Annotated in this window: 13 protein-coding genes; 4 read left to right on the top strand and 9 right to left on the bottom strand. The window is 51.0% G+C overall.

The features are described from left to right. Positions 1-10: 10 nt before the first annotated feature. Positions 11-1045 carry a Gfo/Idh/MocA family oxidoreductase gene (locus JKP77_RS06755; RefSeq protein WP_218310424.1) on the bottom strand — a complete coding sequence of 345 codons (1035 nt, stop codon included), beginning with the start codon at positions 1043-1045 and terminating at the stop codon, positions 11-13. A 208-nt stretch (positions 1046-1253) separates the two neighbouring features. Further along, a complete protein-coding gene (glmU, locus tag JKP77_RS06760; RefSeq protein WP_218310425.1) occupies positions 1254-2615 on the bottom strand; it encodes a bifunctional UDP-N-acetylglucosamine diphosphorylase/glucosamine-1-phosphate N-acetyltransferase GlmU in 1362 nt (453 codons plus the stop codon). Between the two features lie 255 nt (positions 2616-2870). Here glmU and JKP77_RS06765 point away from each other — a divergent pair, with 255 nt between their 5' ends. Further along, a complete protein-coding gene (locus tag JKP77_RS06765) occupies positions 2871-4292 on the top strand; it encodes a sensor domain-containing diguanylate cyclase (protein WP_218310426.1) in 1422 nt (473 codons plus the stop codon). A 143-nt stretch (positions 4293-4435) separates the two neighbouring features. Here the strand turns inward: JKP77_RS06765 and JKP77_RS06770 are convergent, their stop codons facing one another. The 3 genes from JKP77_RS06770 to JKP77_RS06780 are packed head-to-tail and all read right to left on the bottom strand — an operon-like array spanning position 4436 to position 7175. Beyond that, a complete protein-coding gene (locus JKP77_RS06770) occupies positions 4436-5338 on the bottom strand; it encodes a DMT family transporter (protein WP_218310427.1) in 903 nt (300 codons plus the stop codon). Between the two features lies 1 nt (position 5339). Beyond that, a complete protein-coding gene (locus JKP77_RS06775; protein WP_218310428.1) occupies positions 5340-5795 on the bottom strand; it encodes a methylated-DNA--[protein]-cysteine S-methyltransferase in 456 nt (151 codons plus the stop codon). An 18-nt stretch (positions 5796-5813) separates the two neighbouring features. Then, on the bottom strand, positions 5814-7175 hold the full coding sequence (locus tag JKP77_RS06780) for a DNA-3-methyladenine glycosylase 2 family protein (protein WP_246601111.1): 1362 nt from the start codon (positions 7173-7175) through the stop codon (positions 5814-5816). Between the two features lie 495 nt (positions 7176-7670). Here JKP77_RS06780 and JKP77_RS06785 point away from each other — a divergent pair, with 495 nt between their 5' ends. Further along, the gene (locus JKP77_RS06785; protein ID WP_218310539.1) at positions 7671-8795 is read left to right on the top strand and encodes a serine hydrolase domain-containing protein; all 1125 of its coding nucleotides are present in this window, start codon (positions 7671-7673) and stop codon (positions 8793-8795) included. An 18-nt stretch (positions 8796-8813) separates the two neighbouring features. Here JKP77_RS06785 and speA read toward each other — a convergent pair whose 3' ends face one another. The 4 genes from speA to JKP77_RS06805 all read right to left on the bottom strand — a co-directional run bounded on the left by speA (position 8814) and on the right by JKP77_RS06805 (position 13537). Then, the gene (gene speA / locus JKP77_RS06790) at positions 8814-10724 is read right to left on the bottom strand and encodes a biosynthetic arginine decarboxylase (protein ID WP_218310430.1); all 1911 of its coding nucleotides are present in this window, start codon (positions 10722-10724) and stop codon (positions 8814-8816) included. A 220-nt stretch (positions 10725-10944) separates the two neighbouring features. Next, positions 10945-11364, bottom strand: a complete 420-nt coding sequence (locus JKP77_RS06795) for a hypothetical protein (RefSeq protein WP_218310431.1) — start codon at positions 11362-11364, stop codon at positions 10945-10947. A gap of 101 nt (positions 11365-11465) precedes the next feature. Then, positions 11466-12284: a tetratricopeptide repeat protein gene (locus JKP77_RS06800; RefSeq protein WP_218310432.1), complete on the bottom strand. Its 819-nt coding sequence runs from the start codon at positions 12282-12284 to the stop codon at positions 11466-11468. 416 nt (positions 12285-12700) lie between these two features. Next, positions 12701-13537, bottom strand: a complete 837-nt coding sequence (locus JKP77_RS06805) for a tetratricopeptide repeat protein (protein WP_218310433.1) — start codon at positions 13535-13537, stop codon at positions 12701-12703. A gap of 393 nt (positions 13538-13930) precedes the next feature. On the opposite strand from JKP77_RS06805, the gene JKP77_RS06810 reads away from it, so the two are divergent. Next, entirely contained in the window at positions 13931-15559 is a 1629-nt protein-coding gene (locus tag JKP77_RS06810; RefSeq protein ID WP_218310434.1) for an alpha-glucosidase, read from the top strand. A gap of 1 nt (position 15560) precedes the next feature. Then, entirely contained in the window at positions 15561-17120 is a 1560-nt protein-coding gene (locus JKP77_RS06815) for a sodium:solute symporter (RefSeq protein WP_218310435.1), read from the top strand. The last annotated feature ends 48 nt before the right edge of the window (positions 17121-17168 follow it).

The following is a 17168-nucleotide window of genomic DNA, read 5'->3' on the forward strand; positions in this document are numbered from 1 at the left end:
TTTTGCTCAATTATTCAACGCTGATGGTTTTTTGTTGCTCTGTCGATTGCTGCGCTAACGCGATAATGCGGATAACATCCACTACCGAACTTGCCTCTGCCGGGCCCGGCACCTCACCGTCGGTTTCTATGGACTGCGCGAGCTGGCGGAAAAATGCCAGATAATTACCGGGCTTTAGCTCGGCGTACTCTGGGCCACTTTCCAGTGACAGCTCGCCCCACGCAGCGGTTGCACGGTGTGCCCATCTACTGTCGTCAAGCGGCAGCCCTTCGCGCAATTGATTCTCCTGAGGATCGAGACCCAGGCTGCGAAAGCTGCCATGGGTACCCTGAACATCAAAGCGCAGAGTCTGACCAGCCTGAAAAGGGGAGCTCCCCAACTGCACAACTTGTGTCGGATAACGCAGCATAACCTCAAAAAAGTCATCCGATTCGCTGCCTTCCCGTAACGGCAATACCGTGGCCGTCACGCTTTGCGGCATTCCGAACCACTGCAGAGCCTGGTCTATCAGATGCGGCCCGAGGTCCCAGAATATCCCACTGCCGGGCCCGGCGTTTTCGCGCCAGCGATCTCGGGGTTTCGGCCTGAAACGATCGAAACGGCTTACAACCCGCTTTACGTCTCCCAACACCCCGGAAGCCATCAATGCACTGATGGTCAGAAAGTCATCGTCAAAACGTCGGTTTTGATACACGTTCAGGCATTTGCTTTTCTCTTTCGCCAGAGTAACCAGCGCCTGAGCGTCATCTACACTCAGCGTAAAAGGCTTTTCCACCAGTACATGACACCCATTGTTCAGCGCCAGTCTGGCTTGGTCTGCGTGCAGATGATTCGGCGTAGTGATGATCACTAAATCAAACTGTTTCGCGTTGAGTGCATCTTCCAGCGTGGGGAATACCGGTGTTTCAGGCTCGCTATCTTTTACGTCCTGGGGTCGGGAAGACACGACTCCGGCCAGAGAAAAGGCCTCAAGATGGCGCAGAAAGGGTAAATGGAAGGTCGTTGCAGAAAAGCCAAAGCCCACCAACAGTGTAGAGATTGCCATAGTTGCTCCGTAGCCAGAATGTTTCGGGTATTGCAAAGGCGGTGTACTGCTTCATTATGATACACCCACGCATCAATATCAGCGAGAAGTGCCAGCAACGGCATTGCCGGAGTCGTCGCGCGTTACCACACCTGCAACGCATATCAGACTCCCGACGGACAGGAAAGGTATACTCAGGCCTGTAGGCGGCCTGAGCAAGGTGTTAACACTACGCTTTCTTGGTAGGGCGAGGCCAGTCAGGAATATTGCGCTGTTTTCCTCTGGCAACGGCCAGTGCGCCAGCTTCAACCTCACCGGTGATCACCGAGCCAGCGCCCACTGTGGCACCGTCACCAACTTTGACCGGCGCGACCAGTGAAGAATTTGAACCAATAAAGGCATTCTCACCAATGATGGTCTTAGATTTGTTTACCCCATCGTAATTGCAGGTAATAGTGCCGGCACCGATATTGGCCCTGGGTCCAACTTCGGCATCACCCAGGTACGTCAGGTGGTTTGCTTTCGCGCCTTCACCCAACACGGCTTTCTTCATTTCTACAAAATTACCCACCTTACTGCCGTCTTTCATGACCGCGCCCGGGCGCAGACGCGCATAGGGTCCAATAGTACAGGCGGAGGACACTTGGGCATCTTCAACAATCGAGTTGGCCTCGATGATCGTATTGGCACCAATCTTACAGTTTGTCAGCACACAATTAGGACCAATGATCACACCGTCACCCAGTTCTACATTGCCCTGTAAAATCACATTCACGTCAATCGCGACATCCTGTCCGGCCGTCACCGTGCCGCGAATATCCAGTCTGGCCGGGTCAGCCAGCGTCACGCCATCCATCATCAGCGCATGGGCTTGCCTGGCCTGAAGCGCGCGTTCGAGGTTGGCTAATTGTGCACGGTTATTGACGCCTTCCACTTCTACCGGCGCATCTGGCTGTGCAGCCTGTATCTGCTTGCCCTCAGCGGCTGCCATGGCAATCACGTCAGTCAGATAATATTCTCCCTGCGCGTTGTCATTACGCAACTCGCCAAGCCAACGTTTCAGGTCAGCCCCAGCCATCATCATCATACCGGTATTGATTTCGCGAATTTTGCGTTGGTCATCAGTGGCATCTTTGTGCTCGACAATCGCTGTGATGTTGTCGTTTTCACGGATGATCCGCCCCATTCCGGTTGGGTCTTCCAATTCCACAGTCAGCAATGCCAGGTCGCACTCTGCTTTGACCGCCTTCAGGCGCTCCAGCGTTTCCTGGCGGATAAGCGGCGCATCGCCTACCAGAATCAACACATCTTCATCGTCTTTGATGGCATCTGCGGCTTGTTGTACGGCATGCCCGGTACCTAACTGCTCGGCTTGCAGACACCAGTTAAGGTTGTCACCTTCCAGCTGTGCTTTAAGCTGATCGCCGCCGTGTCCGTATACCAGATGTATCCGGCTGGCATCCATTGCCTGTGTGGTGTTGATAATGCGTTGCACCATTGGCAATCCGCCTACCGGATGCAACACTTTCGGCAATGCTGATTTCATCCGGGTGCCCTTACCCGCTGCCAGAATAACCACAGAAAACGCCATGAGATGTCCTTTTATTCGATGTGTTAATACAAAACCCTGATAGTGTAACCAAGCCCACCCCGGATGTCAGCGTTTACACCACGCACTGTGCTAAAAGATGCGTTCTTCCTCATCATTCCATCTGGTAGTTCACCTTTTGAGCAGGTATACTTATAAGAAATCGCCTATACGGTTCGAAGTGTCTGTGATGACAACACAGCCTGCATCGCCATATTTTAATAAACGTTCAGATTTGCCAGGGAGCGCGAGTAGTCAGTGAACGCCTTCAGGACCCTTCACAGAAGCATACTTCTACTTTTTGCCGTCGTTGTTATCGCCATCGTCACGTTGGTGCACTTCAGTATCTCTAAAATTGTGGCAGAGCAAAGCCGTGCCCAGCAGCAATCCCTATCGCCCGCGATTTCCCTGATTGTCGATCAGATCCTAAAGCCGCTTCATACTGCTGAAGCGCTTGGAAAGTCACAGGAACTGATCGAACTTATGGAGGCTGACACGCTGGATGAAGAGCGGGTAATGAACACATTGCTGCGTCTGGAAGACGAATTCGGCCTGACTTTTTTCATCGCCAGTGAAAAAGAGCGGATGCAATATCATTCGTATGGCGAAAAACGCAAGCTTGAAGAAGGCAAAGTCAGTTGGTATTTCAAGTATAAAGACAGAGATGCAGATACCGTTGCGGACATAGGCAAATGGGAAGACACGCACTTTTATATTGATATCAAAATATATGACGACAGCGGACAGTTTCTTGGCTTTTTCGGCGTAGGTAAAAGCCTGGACAGCTTTATCAATATTTTCGACGTGTATAAGCAACAGTACGGTTACGATTTTCTGTTTGTTGATGATAAAGGCGACATTATGCTGTCGTCTGACAGTAATCTGATTGCCGAATACTCGGATTTTACCAATCTGGAAGAATTGCCCTGGTTCGCCAGCTTGCCGGAAGACACCCAGAGCCTTCGAGCCCTTAACAACAAGCTGATCACCATTGACCAGAAGGACTATCTGATTGCTGAAGTAAAACTTAATCAGTTTAACTGGACGGTATACCTGTTGAGCCCGCTGGATGATCGACAGGCGGAAATTTCTCAGGCGTTCATCTTCAGTGTAGTCACTCTGCTGATTGTCGTTTTCTCGCTGTTTTTACTTATTTACAACCTGCTGTATTACTTCCGTCGCGATATGCAGCCCGAGTTGATTGTCAGAAATGCCAACCGGCTTCCGGACCGCAATCACATTGAACCCATTTATAACGACCTCACCGAGCGCAGGCAGTCCATCAGCGTGATCCTCGTTGATATCGATAAATTCTCTACCATCAACGATACCTATGGTCGCAACACCGGTGATGAAGTATTAGACAAGGTGGCAACCTTCCTGTCTTCGCATACCCGCGAAGACGATGTGATAGGACGCTGGAGCAGTGAGGAGTTTATTATCTTTCTGCCCGACACCGGTCCGCACGAAGCCACCGAAATCGCGCAAAACCTGCGTCATGGACTGGCTACATCCGCGCCGCTTTCCAGTCACCCTCAGCTGCAAATCACCGGCTCTTTCGGGGTGTCTTTTACCGCCAGTAAGCGTCCGATGAATGAAGTTACCGCGCATGCAGAAGATGCGCTGTACCAGGCGCGTCGCGATGGTTGCAACCTGGTTCGCGTACAGCTTATTGATTAGGGCTTGCTATCCCCTGGAGTCTGTTGACCCCAGGCAGGATAGGTATCAACCTGCGCGGGCGTGATATCTCTGAAAGCTGTAGGTAGTGATACCCCCCGTATTCACGCGCTGAGTGAACACAGATAAATACAAAATGGGTTTGTTTAACCGGTACCGGGAACCTTGCCACGTTTGTGTCGCTGACGTAACAGCCCGGCTGCCCCAGTGGTAAGTGCGACACCGGTAAGGATCATGATCCCGCCGGTAATGGCCTGCACTGACAACGTCTCATTAAGAAACACCAGCCCCCAGAAAATCCCAAACAGCGGTACCAGATAGGCTACCGTGATGGCTTTTGCCGGTCCCACACTTCCAATGAGATAAAAGTAAAGAATGTAGGCAATGCCGGTTCCGCCAACGGCCAGCGCCGTGGCATTTAGCCATGCTGTTGTTGAAGGCATGCTGTCGGGCAAAGTCGTAAGCGCGAAGGGAAGCAGCAACACCGATGCCATCAACTGACTGCCGGTGGCGATGGTAAGGGGTCGCGTGGTTGTCAGCCATTTTTTAATCATGCTTGCTGCAAGGCCGTAACATGCTGTCGCTATCAGTACCGTTAAAATGGGAAGAAAACTGACCTCACCACTGCCCACTTTTTGCTGACTGATCACCGCGACGCCGGCAAAGCCGAGTATCAATCCGCCTACGGCAACTGGCGTAAGCCTGTCTTTTAACCAGAAATACGCCACCAGTGCACCAAACATCGGGGCTGTCGCGTTTAGAATTGCCAGCACACCGGCTTCAAGATGCAGGCTGCCGTAATTGAACAATACGAAAGGGATCGCGGTATTGATTGCGCCCACTAAAGCAATGGGCTTCCAGTCGCGAAACATATTGCGCCAGTCACCGGTCGCCAGCAGAAATGGCAACAACACCAATGTGGCCAGAACCGTGCGAAACTCGACTAAGGCGTAAATGCCGAACTCTGGCGCAGCCACCCGCATAAACATAAACGAGCCGCCCCAGATCGCCGCCAGTACAACAAGCGCCACAATGTGCTTTATTCCCATGTCAGATCTTTACTCCTTCCAGGTTCAGCAGATACCGCTTTCGTTCCAGCCCGCCCGCATAGCCAGTTAGCGAACCATTGCTACCGATAATACGATGGCAGGGTACAACAATCGCGATGGGGTTTCTGCTGTTTGCCATGCCCACGGCGCGCACCGCTTTGGGGTTGTCCAGCTGCAATGCGATGTCGCTGTAACTGGCGGTTTCACCATAGTTAACACGCAGTAGCTGCCGCCAGACACGTTGTTGAAAATCGGTACCCTGCAGGTCCAGAGGCAAGTCAAAGAGAGTAATGCCTCCGGCAAAATAGGCCTGCAATTGTTCACAGGCCAGCGCGGTGATACCACCAGGCTGATCTTTTTGCAGCCGGTTGCCGGTAAATGTCACTGCCGTGACGCCACGTTCACTGGCACTGACTGTCAGGTTGCCACAGGGACTACGAAAGCTTTGAGAGTACATCTTTTTTCCCTATCAATATCAGGCCAGCTGCCATAGCTGCATGGTTAAATAGCTTCGCCAGGGATGCGCATTTTCCGGATTCAGCGCATGCTGCGCCGCAATTTTACGCACGATCAGGTCGCCTTCCAAATATATATCCGGATCTGAGTGCCCACGCATTTGCAGGTAATTTACGGTCCAGGGACCAATTCCTTTCAAGGCGAGTACGTCGTTCACGTCTATCTCCGCATTCATAACACAATAACGGGCAAAATCCCGCAGCGCCTGCTTTCTGGCACCCGGCACTTTCAGAAAGGTCAGTTCAGACTCAGCCACCGACTCTGCGCAGGGAAACGCAATCCCCAGTGACGTCACCTCGCCAAGTTCATGGGTTAAGGTTGCCACCTTATTGATGGCGGCTTTTACGCTCACCTGCTGGCCAAGAATGGCGCGACATCCTGCTTCAAAAGCACTCCAGCAACCCGGCAGACGAAGTCCCTCTGCAATAAGGGTATCGGGAATACCGGCATTTTTCAGCGCGTGGCGGATAGCCTGAGGATCGGCATGTAAATCCAGAACCCGGGACAGGCTGGCAATAACCTTGTGAGTAAAGTGCAGGTTGTCTACTGACACCGTTACCGCAAAGCCATGTCTGTCAGGGCGATGCTGTGCCAGTACATAACCGCCCCCGTCAGCATCGCCAAGGCAACGCCAATAGGTGTTATCGGTGACAGTTTCTGTGCCTGCTACTGCCCGCTGCTGCAAAAATGTGCGCACCTGTTGCCACTGATAAGGAGGGCGGTAAGGTAAGAACAACGTCAGTGTCGGCACTTGCCCCACAGGTTCGTGTCTCTTGCGAAGCGACGCAGGCGTCACTTTACAATACTGCTTCACCGCCCGTTGCAACGCTCTGGCGTTTTCAAAGCCACAGCTCAGCGCTACTTGCTCCACCGGTAACGCAGATTGCTGCAACAGCTGCTTGGCAAAGAGAACTTTTTGCATGGTCTGATAGGTTTTGGGCGAAACACCAAAGTGAGTATTCACCAACTTATTTAAGTAGCGTTCACTGATACCCAGACGAGCCGCAATGTCTGACACTGACTGCGCCGGTATGGCACTTAACAACTTTTCTGCGCGCCTGACGGTTGTCTGCACACCCAGCCAGGCGTAAGAATTTGGCGCACTGTCTGGCCGGCATCGCAGACAAGGCCGGAAACCTTCGCGGAGAGCATGAGAGGCATGCTCGAAATAGCGCACATTTTTTTCCGCGGGCAACCTTGCCGGGCATACCGGCCGACAAAAAATACCGGTAGATGTCACCCCCACAAAGAACACGCCATCAAAGCGCGGATCGCGACTCATTCTGGCCTGAGAGTAATCGCTAGCGGTATATTGAGTCATTACATTTGCCCTGGTATGAAAATGCATCAATGCCATCATACGCTGAATATATCAGACGGACGCGTCAAAATCGGAACTGACAGTGAACTATAGTAGGGCAGACGAGTCCCACACTGGCTGCAGGTTGATTATACCCTGCGCCATACGCATAATAGCGAGGGGCTGTTGATCTTTGCTGTACACATTTGGGTCTGGATAGAAACCTTTTAATCGCGAACCAGTTCTGCAAGCCCGGTGGGCTGAGTTAAAGAACGGTGACAAAGCGTAAAAGGCTCCCATGACGACCCCCTCGGGCAGTGCCAGTGTGCCATCTATACCGCGTTGAATGTTCTCGGTTTGGGCCCGCCAGACCTTTGAACATCCGCCTTGTCCAGATGGCACAGACCGCTGCAAAAATGGACAGTAAAGATCAGCAGCCCCTTGGAAATAACACATCGCCTCAAGGGATGGTGGTGATAATAATAATCAGGAGCGACCTTGCCCACACCCTTCGCCATGTTCACCCGTCCAGTATTCACATTGGCCTTGCTGCTCATTATGCTGCTGGTTTCAGCGTCCGTATCTGCCAAAAACTGGATTGATGAGTATGCCGACTATGTGAAACGTCAGGCAATCAAATATCAGGTGCCTGGCTACACATTTGTCTATTATCAGCAGGGTGAAACCCCAAAGGTATTCGTGTTTGGCAGAACCCATCGTGGCGGCGAACGAATTACAGAGAACACTGTATTCCGGCTGGCGTCGGTATCTAAAACCTTTACCGGCATTCTCACTGCAAAGCTGCACGAACAGGATATTCTGCCGCTGTCTACGCCTATCTCAGAGCTCACACCAGATATCGATTTTAGCGGGAATGGCATGAATGGCCTGCAGTTACAGCATATTGTCGGCCAGTCTTCAGGTTTTATGCCCAACGCCTATGACAATCTGATTGAGGCCGATTACCCGCTTCGACGCGTGCTCGAACAACTTGGAGAGTTGGAGCCCATTTGTAAGCCGGGCGAGTGCTACACCTATCAGAATGCACTTTTCGGGGCTATTGAATACTACCTGACCAGCCAGAACACCTCCTATCACCGGCAACTTCAGACTCAGCTTTTTACGCCGCTGGGGATGCGCACTGCCAGCGCAGGGAAAGGCGCGTTATTGTCATCGAAGGAATGGGCCCGCCCACATATTGCTATCGCGCGTAATAAGTGGCGGGAAGGGCTTGTCGAGAGCAATTATTATCGTTTTACGCCAGCTGCTGGCGTTAATGCCAGCATTCGGGATATGACCATTTATCTGCAGGCGTTACTTGGTGAGTTTCCCACGGTGGTCACGCCTGAGATTATAGAAAAAGTCACTACACCGCGCGTAGTGACACGCCGTGAAACCTATCGTCGCGGATGGCGTGGACATCTTGATGAGGCGCACTATGGCCTTGGCTGGCGAATTTATGATTTCGACGGGCATCGCATCAATTATCATGGCGGCTGGGTAAAAGGCTATCGCGCTGACGTGGCCTTTGCGCCGGAGTCCGGGGCAGGGTATGTGATGCTGATGAACGCGGAGTCAAATATGATCAACTCGACTACCGCAGAGTTCTGGAAGCGCTACTTCGCTAACCAGCAGAAGTAGCGCTTTATGGTGTGTCGGTTATGGCTTTAAGTAGGTGTAGCCATTCAGACAGTTTTCGTAAAAATCTGTCCACTTGACCGCTTCTCTGGGATTAAAGTTACCCAGTGAGATTTGCCTGTCAATCAAACGCTTAACATCCGACGCCATGGCGCGGGGGTTGTATTGCATGATATTCAGGACATCTTCCACCGAAGAGCCTTTCACGACTTCCTCAATATAAAAATCCTGTGGATCATCATCGTAGCTGTAGATGTGAACCTCATTCAGACGACCAAACAGGTTATGCATATCGCCCATCACGTCCTGATACGCGCCAGTCAGAAACAGGCCCACATGATAATGCTCGCCTTTTCTCAGTTTGTGCATAGGGATCACGTCGCTGATTTCACGACCGATGGAAAACTGATCGATTTTACCGTCGCTGTCGCAGGTAATGTCCACCAGCGAGCAATTGACTTCCGGGCGCTCATTCATGCGTGTCAGAGGCACTACCGGCAGCAGCTGGTCGATTGCCCAGGTATCTGCGGCAGACTGAAATACCGAGAAGTTACACAGATATTGTGAAGACAGGCTGTAATCAAGTTCCTGAAGTTCTTCCGGCACATACTCGGCATTGGCATAGTAGGCGTGCAGGCGGGTCATAATTTCCCAGTACAGGGTTTCAATTTTCGCCAGCTCTTCCAGCGTCAGCACACGCAGTTTAAATGCATCCAGCGCCTGCTCTTTGTATTGCGACGCGTCGTTGTAAACTTCCTGCATATTTGTCTGCTGATCAAAGGTCTCGGCAAGCTCGCGCATGTTTCTGACAAAAAAGTGTTCGTCTTCTTTGGCATCAGTATCGATACTGGCGCTGTTTGACTTAATCTCACCAACAATTTCGGTGATCACGCAACTGTGGTGTGCCGTGATGGCGCGACCACTCTCACTCACCAGATTAGGATGCGGTACGCCTTCCAGGTCACACATTTCTTTCATGCCGTATACGACGTCAGCGACATACTCCTGCATGCTGTAATTGCGCGATGATTCGTTTGTTGAATTACTGCCGTCATAATCGATTCCCAGGCCGCCACCAACATCAACGTAATCCAGCGGAAAGCCCATCTTGTGCAGGTCTGCATAAATGCGGGCACCCTCGGTCATGGCTTCTTTAACAGCACGAATGTCGGTGAGTTGGCTGCCGATATGGAAGTGAAGCAGTTTCAGGCAGTGAGCCATGCCCTGTTCTTCCAGATAGCGTGCGGTTTTAATGATTTCGGTGATGGTAAGACCAAATTTGGCGCGCTCGCCTCCCGAGCTTTCCCATTTACCGCGACCTTTTACCGTCATTTTGGCTCTGACCCCAATGATGGGCTCGATCTTAAGCTCTTTCGCTACTTTTACCAGTAACAGCAGTTCGGTGTATTTCTCCACCACAACCACAATTTTACGGCCTAATTTTCTGCCAAGTAGCGCAAGACGCATAAATTCGTCGTCTTTGTAGCCATTGAGAATAGTCAGTGAGTCTTCATTGGTATTCATCGCCAGTACGGTAAGCAGTTCGGCTTTAGAGCCTGCTTCCAGGCCATAATTAAACGGCGTACCGGCGTCAACGATCTCTTCAACCACTTCACGCATCTGGTTGACTTTTACCGGATAAACCCCCTGGTACTGACCCTGATACTCCGCTTCTTCGATGGTATTTCTGAAACTGGTGTTCAGGCTGGCGACCTGTGAACGCAACACATCATGAAACCGCACAACCACGGGGAACTGTACGCCTTCTTCCCGGATATCATCAATTACCGCCTGAAAGTCGATACTGATGCTGGTATCTTCGGGGACCGGCGTCACCTGTACGTTGCCATTTTCGCCAATGCGGAAATAGCCACCGCCCCATTGCGAAACGCCGTAGACTCGTTCAGCCTCTTCAATGTTCCATTCTGACAATGTTCTTCACCTCGATTTGCAGTTGGCAGACGATGTTGCACTGCATGTTTAACTGTTCTGTCGGGCCTCACCCAACCGCCGGACAGCGAATCTCGCAACAGGAAAGAGTCGCCATCTGTAAATGCTTGCAGGGACCTTGCCCGACAATGCGGCGTATTATAGTCAAGCTATGCGTGGACGCTATGAAAATCAACGGATTTTCATTAAAAACTCTGCGTGATTAACAGACCGGTTTTGGCAACCACTGTGCGATTTCCTGCGATACACTTTCCGCTACCCGCGGCGAGATCCACGCTAACAACTCGTCACTAGTGGTTACCCGCTCCAGAGGAAATGGTTCACCGTCAAAAAACGAAAGCAGATGGTCGGCAGCGGCCATGTCGCTTAGCAGCCAGATTTCGCCTTTCTGATTCCGCCGGTCCATTGTAATTGCTACCTTGGTTTTCGATTGCTTCACGGCGTCTGGCACACTCCAGTTCCGCATATCGGCTACCACGTAAAACGCTTTGCCCTTACGTTTGTTCATTTCATTGCAAAGTGCACTCAGATAAGCAATATCGGTTTTAAGATCCCACTCTTCAGACTTTTTAATCAGAATGCAGTTACCGCAGGTTTTTATCGAAAATGAAGGGGTTGGCATAATAGGGCGAGCTGCCTGATGTCGCACATGAGTTGTGATTGCTATGATAAGGCAAATCCTGCAGCGGCCCCATTAAAAGTTCATTATAAAATGGTGTGTTGTTATTTAATGAAATACCAGATGTAGCGCTGAAACTCTTCCAAATCTACGGATTTACAGTTAGCCACTTCACTACAGGTACGGCCGCGTATGCGTGTGCCGGTACTGGTGCTGTTAATATCGTTCGGATTATCCCGAAACTCCTGTAAGCCGAATAACAGTAATTTTTGCAGGTCCGGCCCGTTAACGGTAACCACTTCGAACGCCTTATCAGATGCAGGCGCGCTCCTAACTGTAGTTTTAGCATCGGTTGACGTTTCATCGGACGCGTTGGCTTTGTTGATAGCCGCCATGGTTTCGGGCAATACTTCAGTGCTCAGTTTCCCATCTTCACGTAGCCTCAGTAATGTTTGGTTTATGGCGTGGTAACTGGCTTCAACTGACGTAGCCAGATAACCATCGGCCCGCTTCAGATCCACAACGCCAAACTCAGGATTCGATAAAACTTCGCCGGCAAAGTATGTCGCATGTTTATGGCCACGGTTCGCAGCATCTAGCAGATACTTCAGCCCCGTTTCCTTGTCATCAGCATCGCCTGACGTAAGCATCATCAGGCCGGCTTTGTAACGACCATGCAGCGAGCCCCAACTGGCGCCGCGTTTGAAGTATTTTAACGCTTTACGCTGATTTTCTTCGGTGCCGTAGCCATTCAGATACATGTCGCCTAACAGCACCGCCGCGTCGGAATGAGTTCGGGAGTATTTCTGGTACATCCCAAACAGCTTCTGGCAATCGTTGCTGTCGCATTTACCAAACTGGAGTGTGTCGGCCTGAGCGGCGGTTCCCAGTAATAGCAGTCCAAATAATATTAGCGTTCTCATCAGTTATCCCTTTCTTTTGTGATTCACTATCTAGTCAAACAGCAAAAGGATGAACAAAGCCTGAACATAGCTAACCGGCAGTAGAAAGGATGAAAACAAGGTTTGCGGTTCTGCGGGAGGTCAGAAGTAACGGCTCACCAGCCAGTTCTTCCTGGTTACAAATAAAAACGCTGTAGCCATAAGGCACTGAGCTCTGCACTCTGGGCAGTCGGCAGTCGGCAGTCGGCAGTCGGCAGTCGGCAGTCGGCAGTCGGCAGTCGGCAGTCGGCAGTCGGCAGTCGGCAGTATTGTGATTTCAGGTGTTAAATAATTCACACAAGGAACGCAGAAACGCGTTGTGACGTTTTACATACTCAAAACGTGCACCGCGTTCTTGCACTCCAAATAAGCAGCGTCTTCACGCTGCTTTGGGATAATTACTGTATTTCGTAGGAAATTTTTCTTCTGAACCGGGTTTTAAATACAGATCGGCAGTTCCACAAATCATCGCAGGTCTTGCCCCGGATACGGGTTCCGGTTGCGCGCTGACGAATGTCATTATCTGAGGTACTGAATATTGATAACCCCCAGGTCAGCATTTCTTCCAGCTTCGGACCATTTACGGTAATCACTTCGTATTTGTCATCAGCCGGCGCTTCGCGCAACACCACCTGATTGGCTTTGGCTTCTTCACTATCCATTGCCTCGTACTGGGCATTCATCTCATCCACCTTAGCCAGCGTAAGTGGAAAATCTGCTTGCGTAAGTTTTCCTTCGCCCTGTAAACGATGCAGAGGGAAGTTCACCAACGGATGTCCGTCTTCAATTGACTCGGCCAGCCAGATATCCGCTTCTTCTAAATCCAACAGGCCGTATTTAGGGTCTGAGTACACTTCTGCCAGCAGAAACTTAGCATTCCGATGCTCTCGTTTCGCGGCATTTCTGAGATAATCCAGGCCGTCTTCTACCTCGTCCGGGTCGTCACTTTCTATCATCAACTGACCAGCCTTATACATGCCCTGCATAGAGCGCCAGCGCGCCGCTCTCTTAAATAACTTCAGCGCTTCTTCTTCATTCGGCTCTGTGCCATAGCCATTCAGGTACATGTCGCCCAGGATAGCAGCCGCGTCAGCATGGGTTCGGGCGTAGGTATGGTATCTTTCAAATAAGGAGGCACAATCGGCGGTTTCGCACCGATCCATTTCGAAGGTTCTCGCCGCAGCAGAGCCGCAAACCAGAACAGACAGAGTAAAAAAGAAAATAGCTTGCTTCATATTGCACTTCCTTGTTGTTAACGCCCTCAGGCAATTAATGACTGTGCCTGTCGTTGTCATGTAAACCATTGTTGGTGTGATTAAGGTTTGTACAGTTCTGCGGGAATTTCCAACTGATTGTTAAAAGATTGTAATGACTGTTCAGATCTCCCGTTGCGTAACCGCACCGCGAGAAAGGATGGATTGCTGCTGAACTTTTCTTAGGGCACATCCGTCAGGAAAACCAATGCCTGCCCAGCGAGCTACATATCAGGGAAAGCTGCCCACGGCGCCTGTAGCTACGTTCTTTTTAAGTGATTTTTCAGAACAATTAAGTTGCCTTTTAGATTTTAAACGTCTCGCTTTCAACTACACTTGCTGCAACCTTTTATTTATATGTTGGGGTTATTGGTCATGTCACAGTGGTGGAAAGGGGCGCTGATCTATCAGATTTATCCCCGCAGTTTTTTTGATTCAAACAATGACGGCATCGGGGATTTACCCGGCATTACCCAAAAGCTTGAATACGTGGCATCGCTGGGTGTCGATGCTATCTGGATTTCTCCGTTTTTTACTTCTCCGATGAAGGACTTCGGCTACGACATTGCCGACTATTGCAGCGTCGATCCGATTTTCGGCACGCTGGAAGATTTCAAAGTGCTGCTTGATCATGCTCACAAGCTGGGCCTGAAAATTATCATTGATCAGGTGATTAGCCACAGCTCGGATCAACACGCCTGGTTTCAGGAGAGCCGCCAGTCGAAAACCAACTCCAAAGCCGACTGGTATGTATGGGCGGATCCGAAACCCGATGGCTCGCCGCCTAACAATTGGCTGTCATTTTTTGGCGGCAGCGCCTGGACGTTCGATGAAGCTCGCGGGCAATACTACCTGCATAACTTCCTGACATCACAACCTGATTTGAATTTTCACAATCCGGCAGTACAGGACGCGCAATTGGGCACGCTGCAATTCTGGCTGGATTTAGGGGTGGATGGTTTCAGGCTGGATGTCGCAAACTTTTATTTTCACGACGCCGCACTCAGAGATAATCCTGAACTCCCCGAGAGTGAGTTATCGACTGTGGGTGTCGATCCGAAGAACCCGTATGCACGCCAACAGCACATTTACGATATGACGCGCCCCGAAAACCTGGACTTCTTGAAGCGAATGCGTGAATTGATGGACAGTTATCCTGGCACCATGACCATGGGAGAGGTTAACGGCGAGTATGCGCTGGATATTATTCGCGACTACACAAATGGCGACGACAGACTGCACATGGCATACACCTTCGATTTGCTTTCCGATGATGCCAGTCCTTCACATATTCGAAAAGTAATTGACGCCTTCAGCGGAGATAATCAGGCGGGCTGGCCGTGCTGGGCGCTTGGAAATCACGACGTAATTCGTGTCGCCACACGATGGGGTAAAGACACAGATAATGCAGCGTATGCCCTTGTGGCCATGGCTTTGCTGAGTAGCCTGAACGGAACGCAATGCCTGTATCAGGGCGATGAACTTGGTCTGCCCGAGGCCAACGTTCCCTTTGATGATATTGTCGACCCCTACGGCAAGCCTTTCTGGCCAGATTACAAAGGCCGTGACGGTTGCCGCACACCCATGCCATGGACAGACGCAGAGCACGGTGGCTTTACCACTGCATCGCCCTGGCTACCAACAGACGAACGTCATCTGGCGTTGGCGGTTGAACAGCAGGATACCCGCATAGACAGCACACTCAATGCCATAAGACGGTTTGTTCTGTGGCGTCAGGCACAGCCGGCGCTGGTCAAAGGATCACTGACATTACTTGATGACAGTCTGGGGCTGGCTTGGCTGCGGGAAGCCCCCGGGCAGAAAATGCTGGTATGCATCAATTTAAACCACACGAGCACAACCCTTACGCTACCTGATATGGCACTAAAGGTACTGCAGGGACATGGTTTTCACAGCAGCCTTCAGAACAACACACTCACCCTGCCTGCATATCAGGCCTTTTTTGCTGAGATAAAAACAACGGATGTAAACGAAGAGAACTAACATGACTGATAGCATTAGCCAGATTGATTTAGGGATTATCGCCGGTTATTTTGTCATCGTTCTTGCCATTGGTATTTGGGTCGGGAAACAGACCAAAACCGGCGAGGATTTGTTTTTAGGTGGACGCAGTCTGACATGGGGCATCATCGGTTGTTCACTGTTTGCCTCCAACATATCCAGCACTACGCTGATTGGTCTGTCCGGTGCGGCTTACAGTACCGGGATCTCAGCCTCCAATTATGAGTGGTTATCCGGCGTGCCTCTCATTGTGATGGCGGCGATATTTATTCCGCTATACCTGCGGGCCAGAATAACTACCGTGCCCGAATACCTTGAGCTTCGCTATGATGTGCGCTCCCGGAAGATCTTCTCTGCAGTGACAATTTTCATTTCCGTATTGGTAGACACCGCGGGCGGCCTGTACGCGGGGGCCGTGGTATTGCAGGTGTTCTTCCCGCAGTTTGAATTATGGTACACCGCACTGGTGCTGGCTCTGGTTGCCGGATTCTACACCGCTTTCGGTGGTCTCAAAGCCGTGGTATATACCGATACTCTGCAGGCCATCATTCTGATTGCAGGCTGTTCCATTCTGACCTACATGCTGTTTGCCGATTTGGACTTTTCCTGGTCGGCAGTAACGGCCTCCGTACCTGAAGGTCACTTGTCGGTGATCCGCCCAATGGACGACCCTACTTTGCCATGGCTCGGCACACTGGTTGGCGTACCGTTACTGGGGTTCTGGTACTGGGTAACTAACCAGTATGTCACCCAGCGCGTGCTTGCAGCAAAAAATATCGACCATGCCCGTTGGGGCGCATTACTTGGCGGATTTATGAAAATACTGCCGCTTTTTATTATGGTACTGCCCGGCGCGATGGCCATCAGTTTGCTGCCCGGCATCACAAACAGCGATATGGTGCTCCCCACCCTGATTTCAGAAGTGTTACCGGTGGGAGTCGTTGGCATCGTGATGGCCGGATTGATATCCGCCATCATGTCAACCGTTGATTCGACGCTGAACTCAGCTTCAACGCTGGTGGTAGTCGATTTCATCAAACCGGCTAAACCGGATATTGCACCGAAAACCATTGCCACCTATGGCAGGGTTACCACGGTCGTTATCATGCTGATAGCGGCAGTATGGGCACCGTTTATTGCCGACTTCGGCGGACTCTGGAACTACCTGCAGCAAATGTTTGCGATCATTGTGCCGCCAATTGCTACGCTGTTTCTGGTTGGCGTGTTTTATAAAAAGGCCAACGGCAACGGTGCATTCGTTACCTTACTTTCCGGCTTTGCGCTGGGCATTGGATTATTCTTACTCAGACAGGCAGGCGTAGTAAATATTCACTTCTCTATCGGCGTAGGCGTGATGTTCGTTGTGTGTACAATTGTCCTGCTTATCGCGTCACAGTTTGGCAAGCAAAAAGATGTCGAATCGCTGGTATATCAGCCCGATATGATGGCGCCTGACACCCCTTGCCACTGGTATAGCGATTATCGGGTCTACTGCGGCCTGTTGTTTGCAGCCATGGGCGCTATTCTGATTGGGTTCTGGTAACCGCAGACGTGCCGGTATAACGTAAAAGAGCCGGCAAGCCGGCTCTTT

The sequence above is a fragment of the Alteromonas antoniana genome, from assembly GCF_019249295.1.
Taxonomy (GTDB): Bacteria; Pseudomonadota; Gammaproteobacteria; order Enterobacterales; family Alteromonadaceae; genus Alteromonas; species Alteromonas antoniana.

Excerpts from the sequence above, each read along its gene's own strand:
- JKP77_RS06800 (WP_218310432.1), bottom strand. The coding sequence starts at position 12,284 with ATGAGAACGCTAATATTATTTGGACTGCTATTACTGGGAACCGCCGCT.
- JKP77_RS06795 (WP_218310431.1), bottom strand. The coding sequence starts at position 11,364 with ATGCCAACCCCTTCATTTTCGATAAAAACCTGCGGTAACTGCATTCTG.
- JKP77_RS06785 (WP_218310539.1), top strand. The coding sequence starts at position 7,671 with ATGTTCACCCGTCCAGTATTCACATTGGCCTTGCTGCTCATTATGCTG.
- JKP77_RS06805 (WP_218310433.1), bottom strand. The coding sequence starts at position 13,537 with ATGAAGCAAGCTATTTTCTTTTTTACTCTGTCTGTTCTGGTTTGCGGC.
- JKP77_RS06810 (WP_218310434.1), top strand. The coding sequence starts at position 13,931 with ATGTCACAGTGGTGGAAAGGGGCGCTGATCTATCAGATTTATCCCCGC.
- JKP77_RS06770 (WP_218310427.1), bottom strand. The coding sequence starts at position 5,338 with ATGGGAATAAAGCACATTGTGGCGCTTGTTGTACTGGCGGCGATCTGG.
- JKP77_RS06780 (WP_246601111.1), bottom strand. The coding sequence starts at position 7,175 with ATGACTCAATATACCGCTAGCGATTACTCTCAGGCCAGAATGAGTCGC.
- glmU (WP_218310425.1), bottom strand. The coding sequence starts at position 2,615 with ATGGCGTTTTCTGTGGTTATTCTGGCAGCGGGTAAGGGCACCCGGATG.
- JKP77_RS06755 (WP_218310424.1), bottom strand. The coding sequence starts at position 1,045 with ATGGCAATCTCTACACTGTTGGTGGGCTTTGGCTTTTCTGCAACGACC.
- JKP77_RS06815 (WP_218310435.1), top strand. The coding sequence starts at position 15,561 with ATGACTGATAGCATTAGCCAGATTGATTTAGGGATTATCGCCGGTTAT.
- JKP77_RS06775 (WP_218310428.1), bottom strand. The coding sequence starts at position 5,795 with ATGTACTCTCAAAGCTTTCGTAGTCCCTGTGGCAACCTGACAGTCAGT.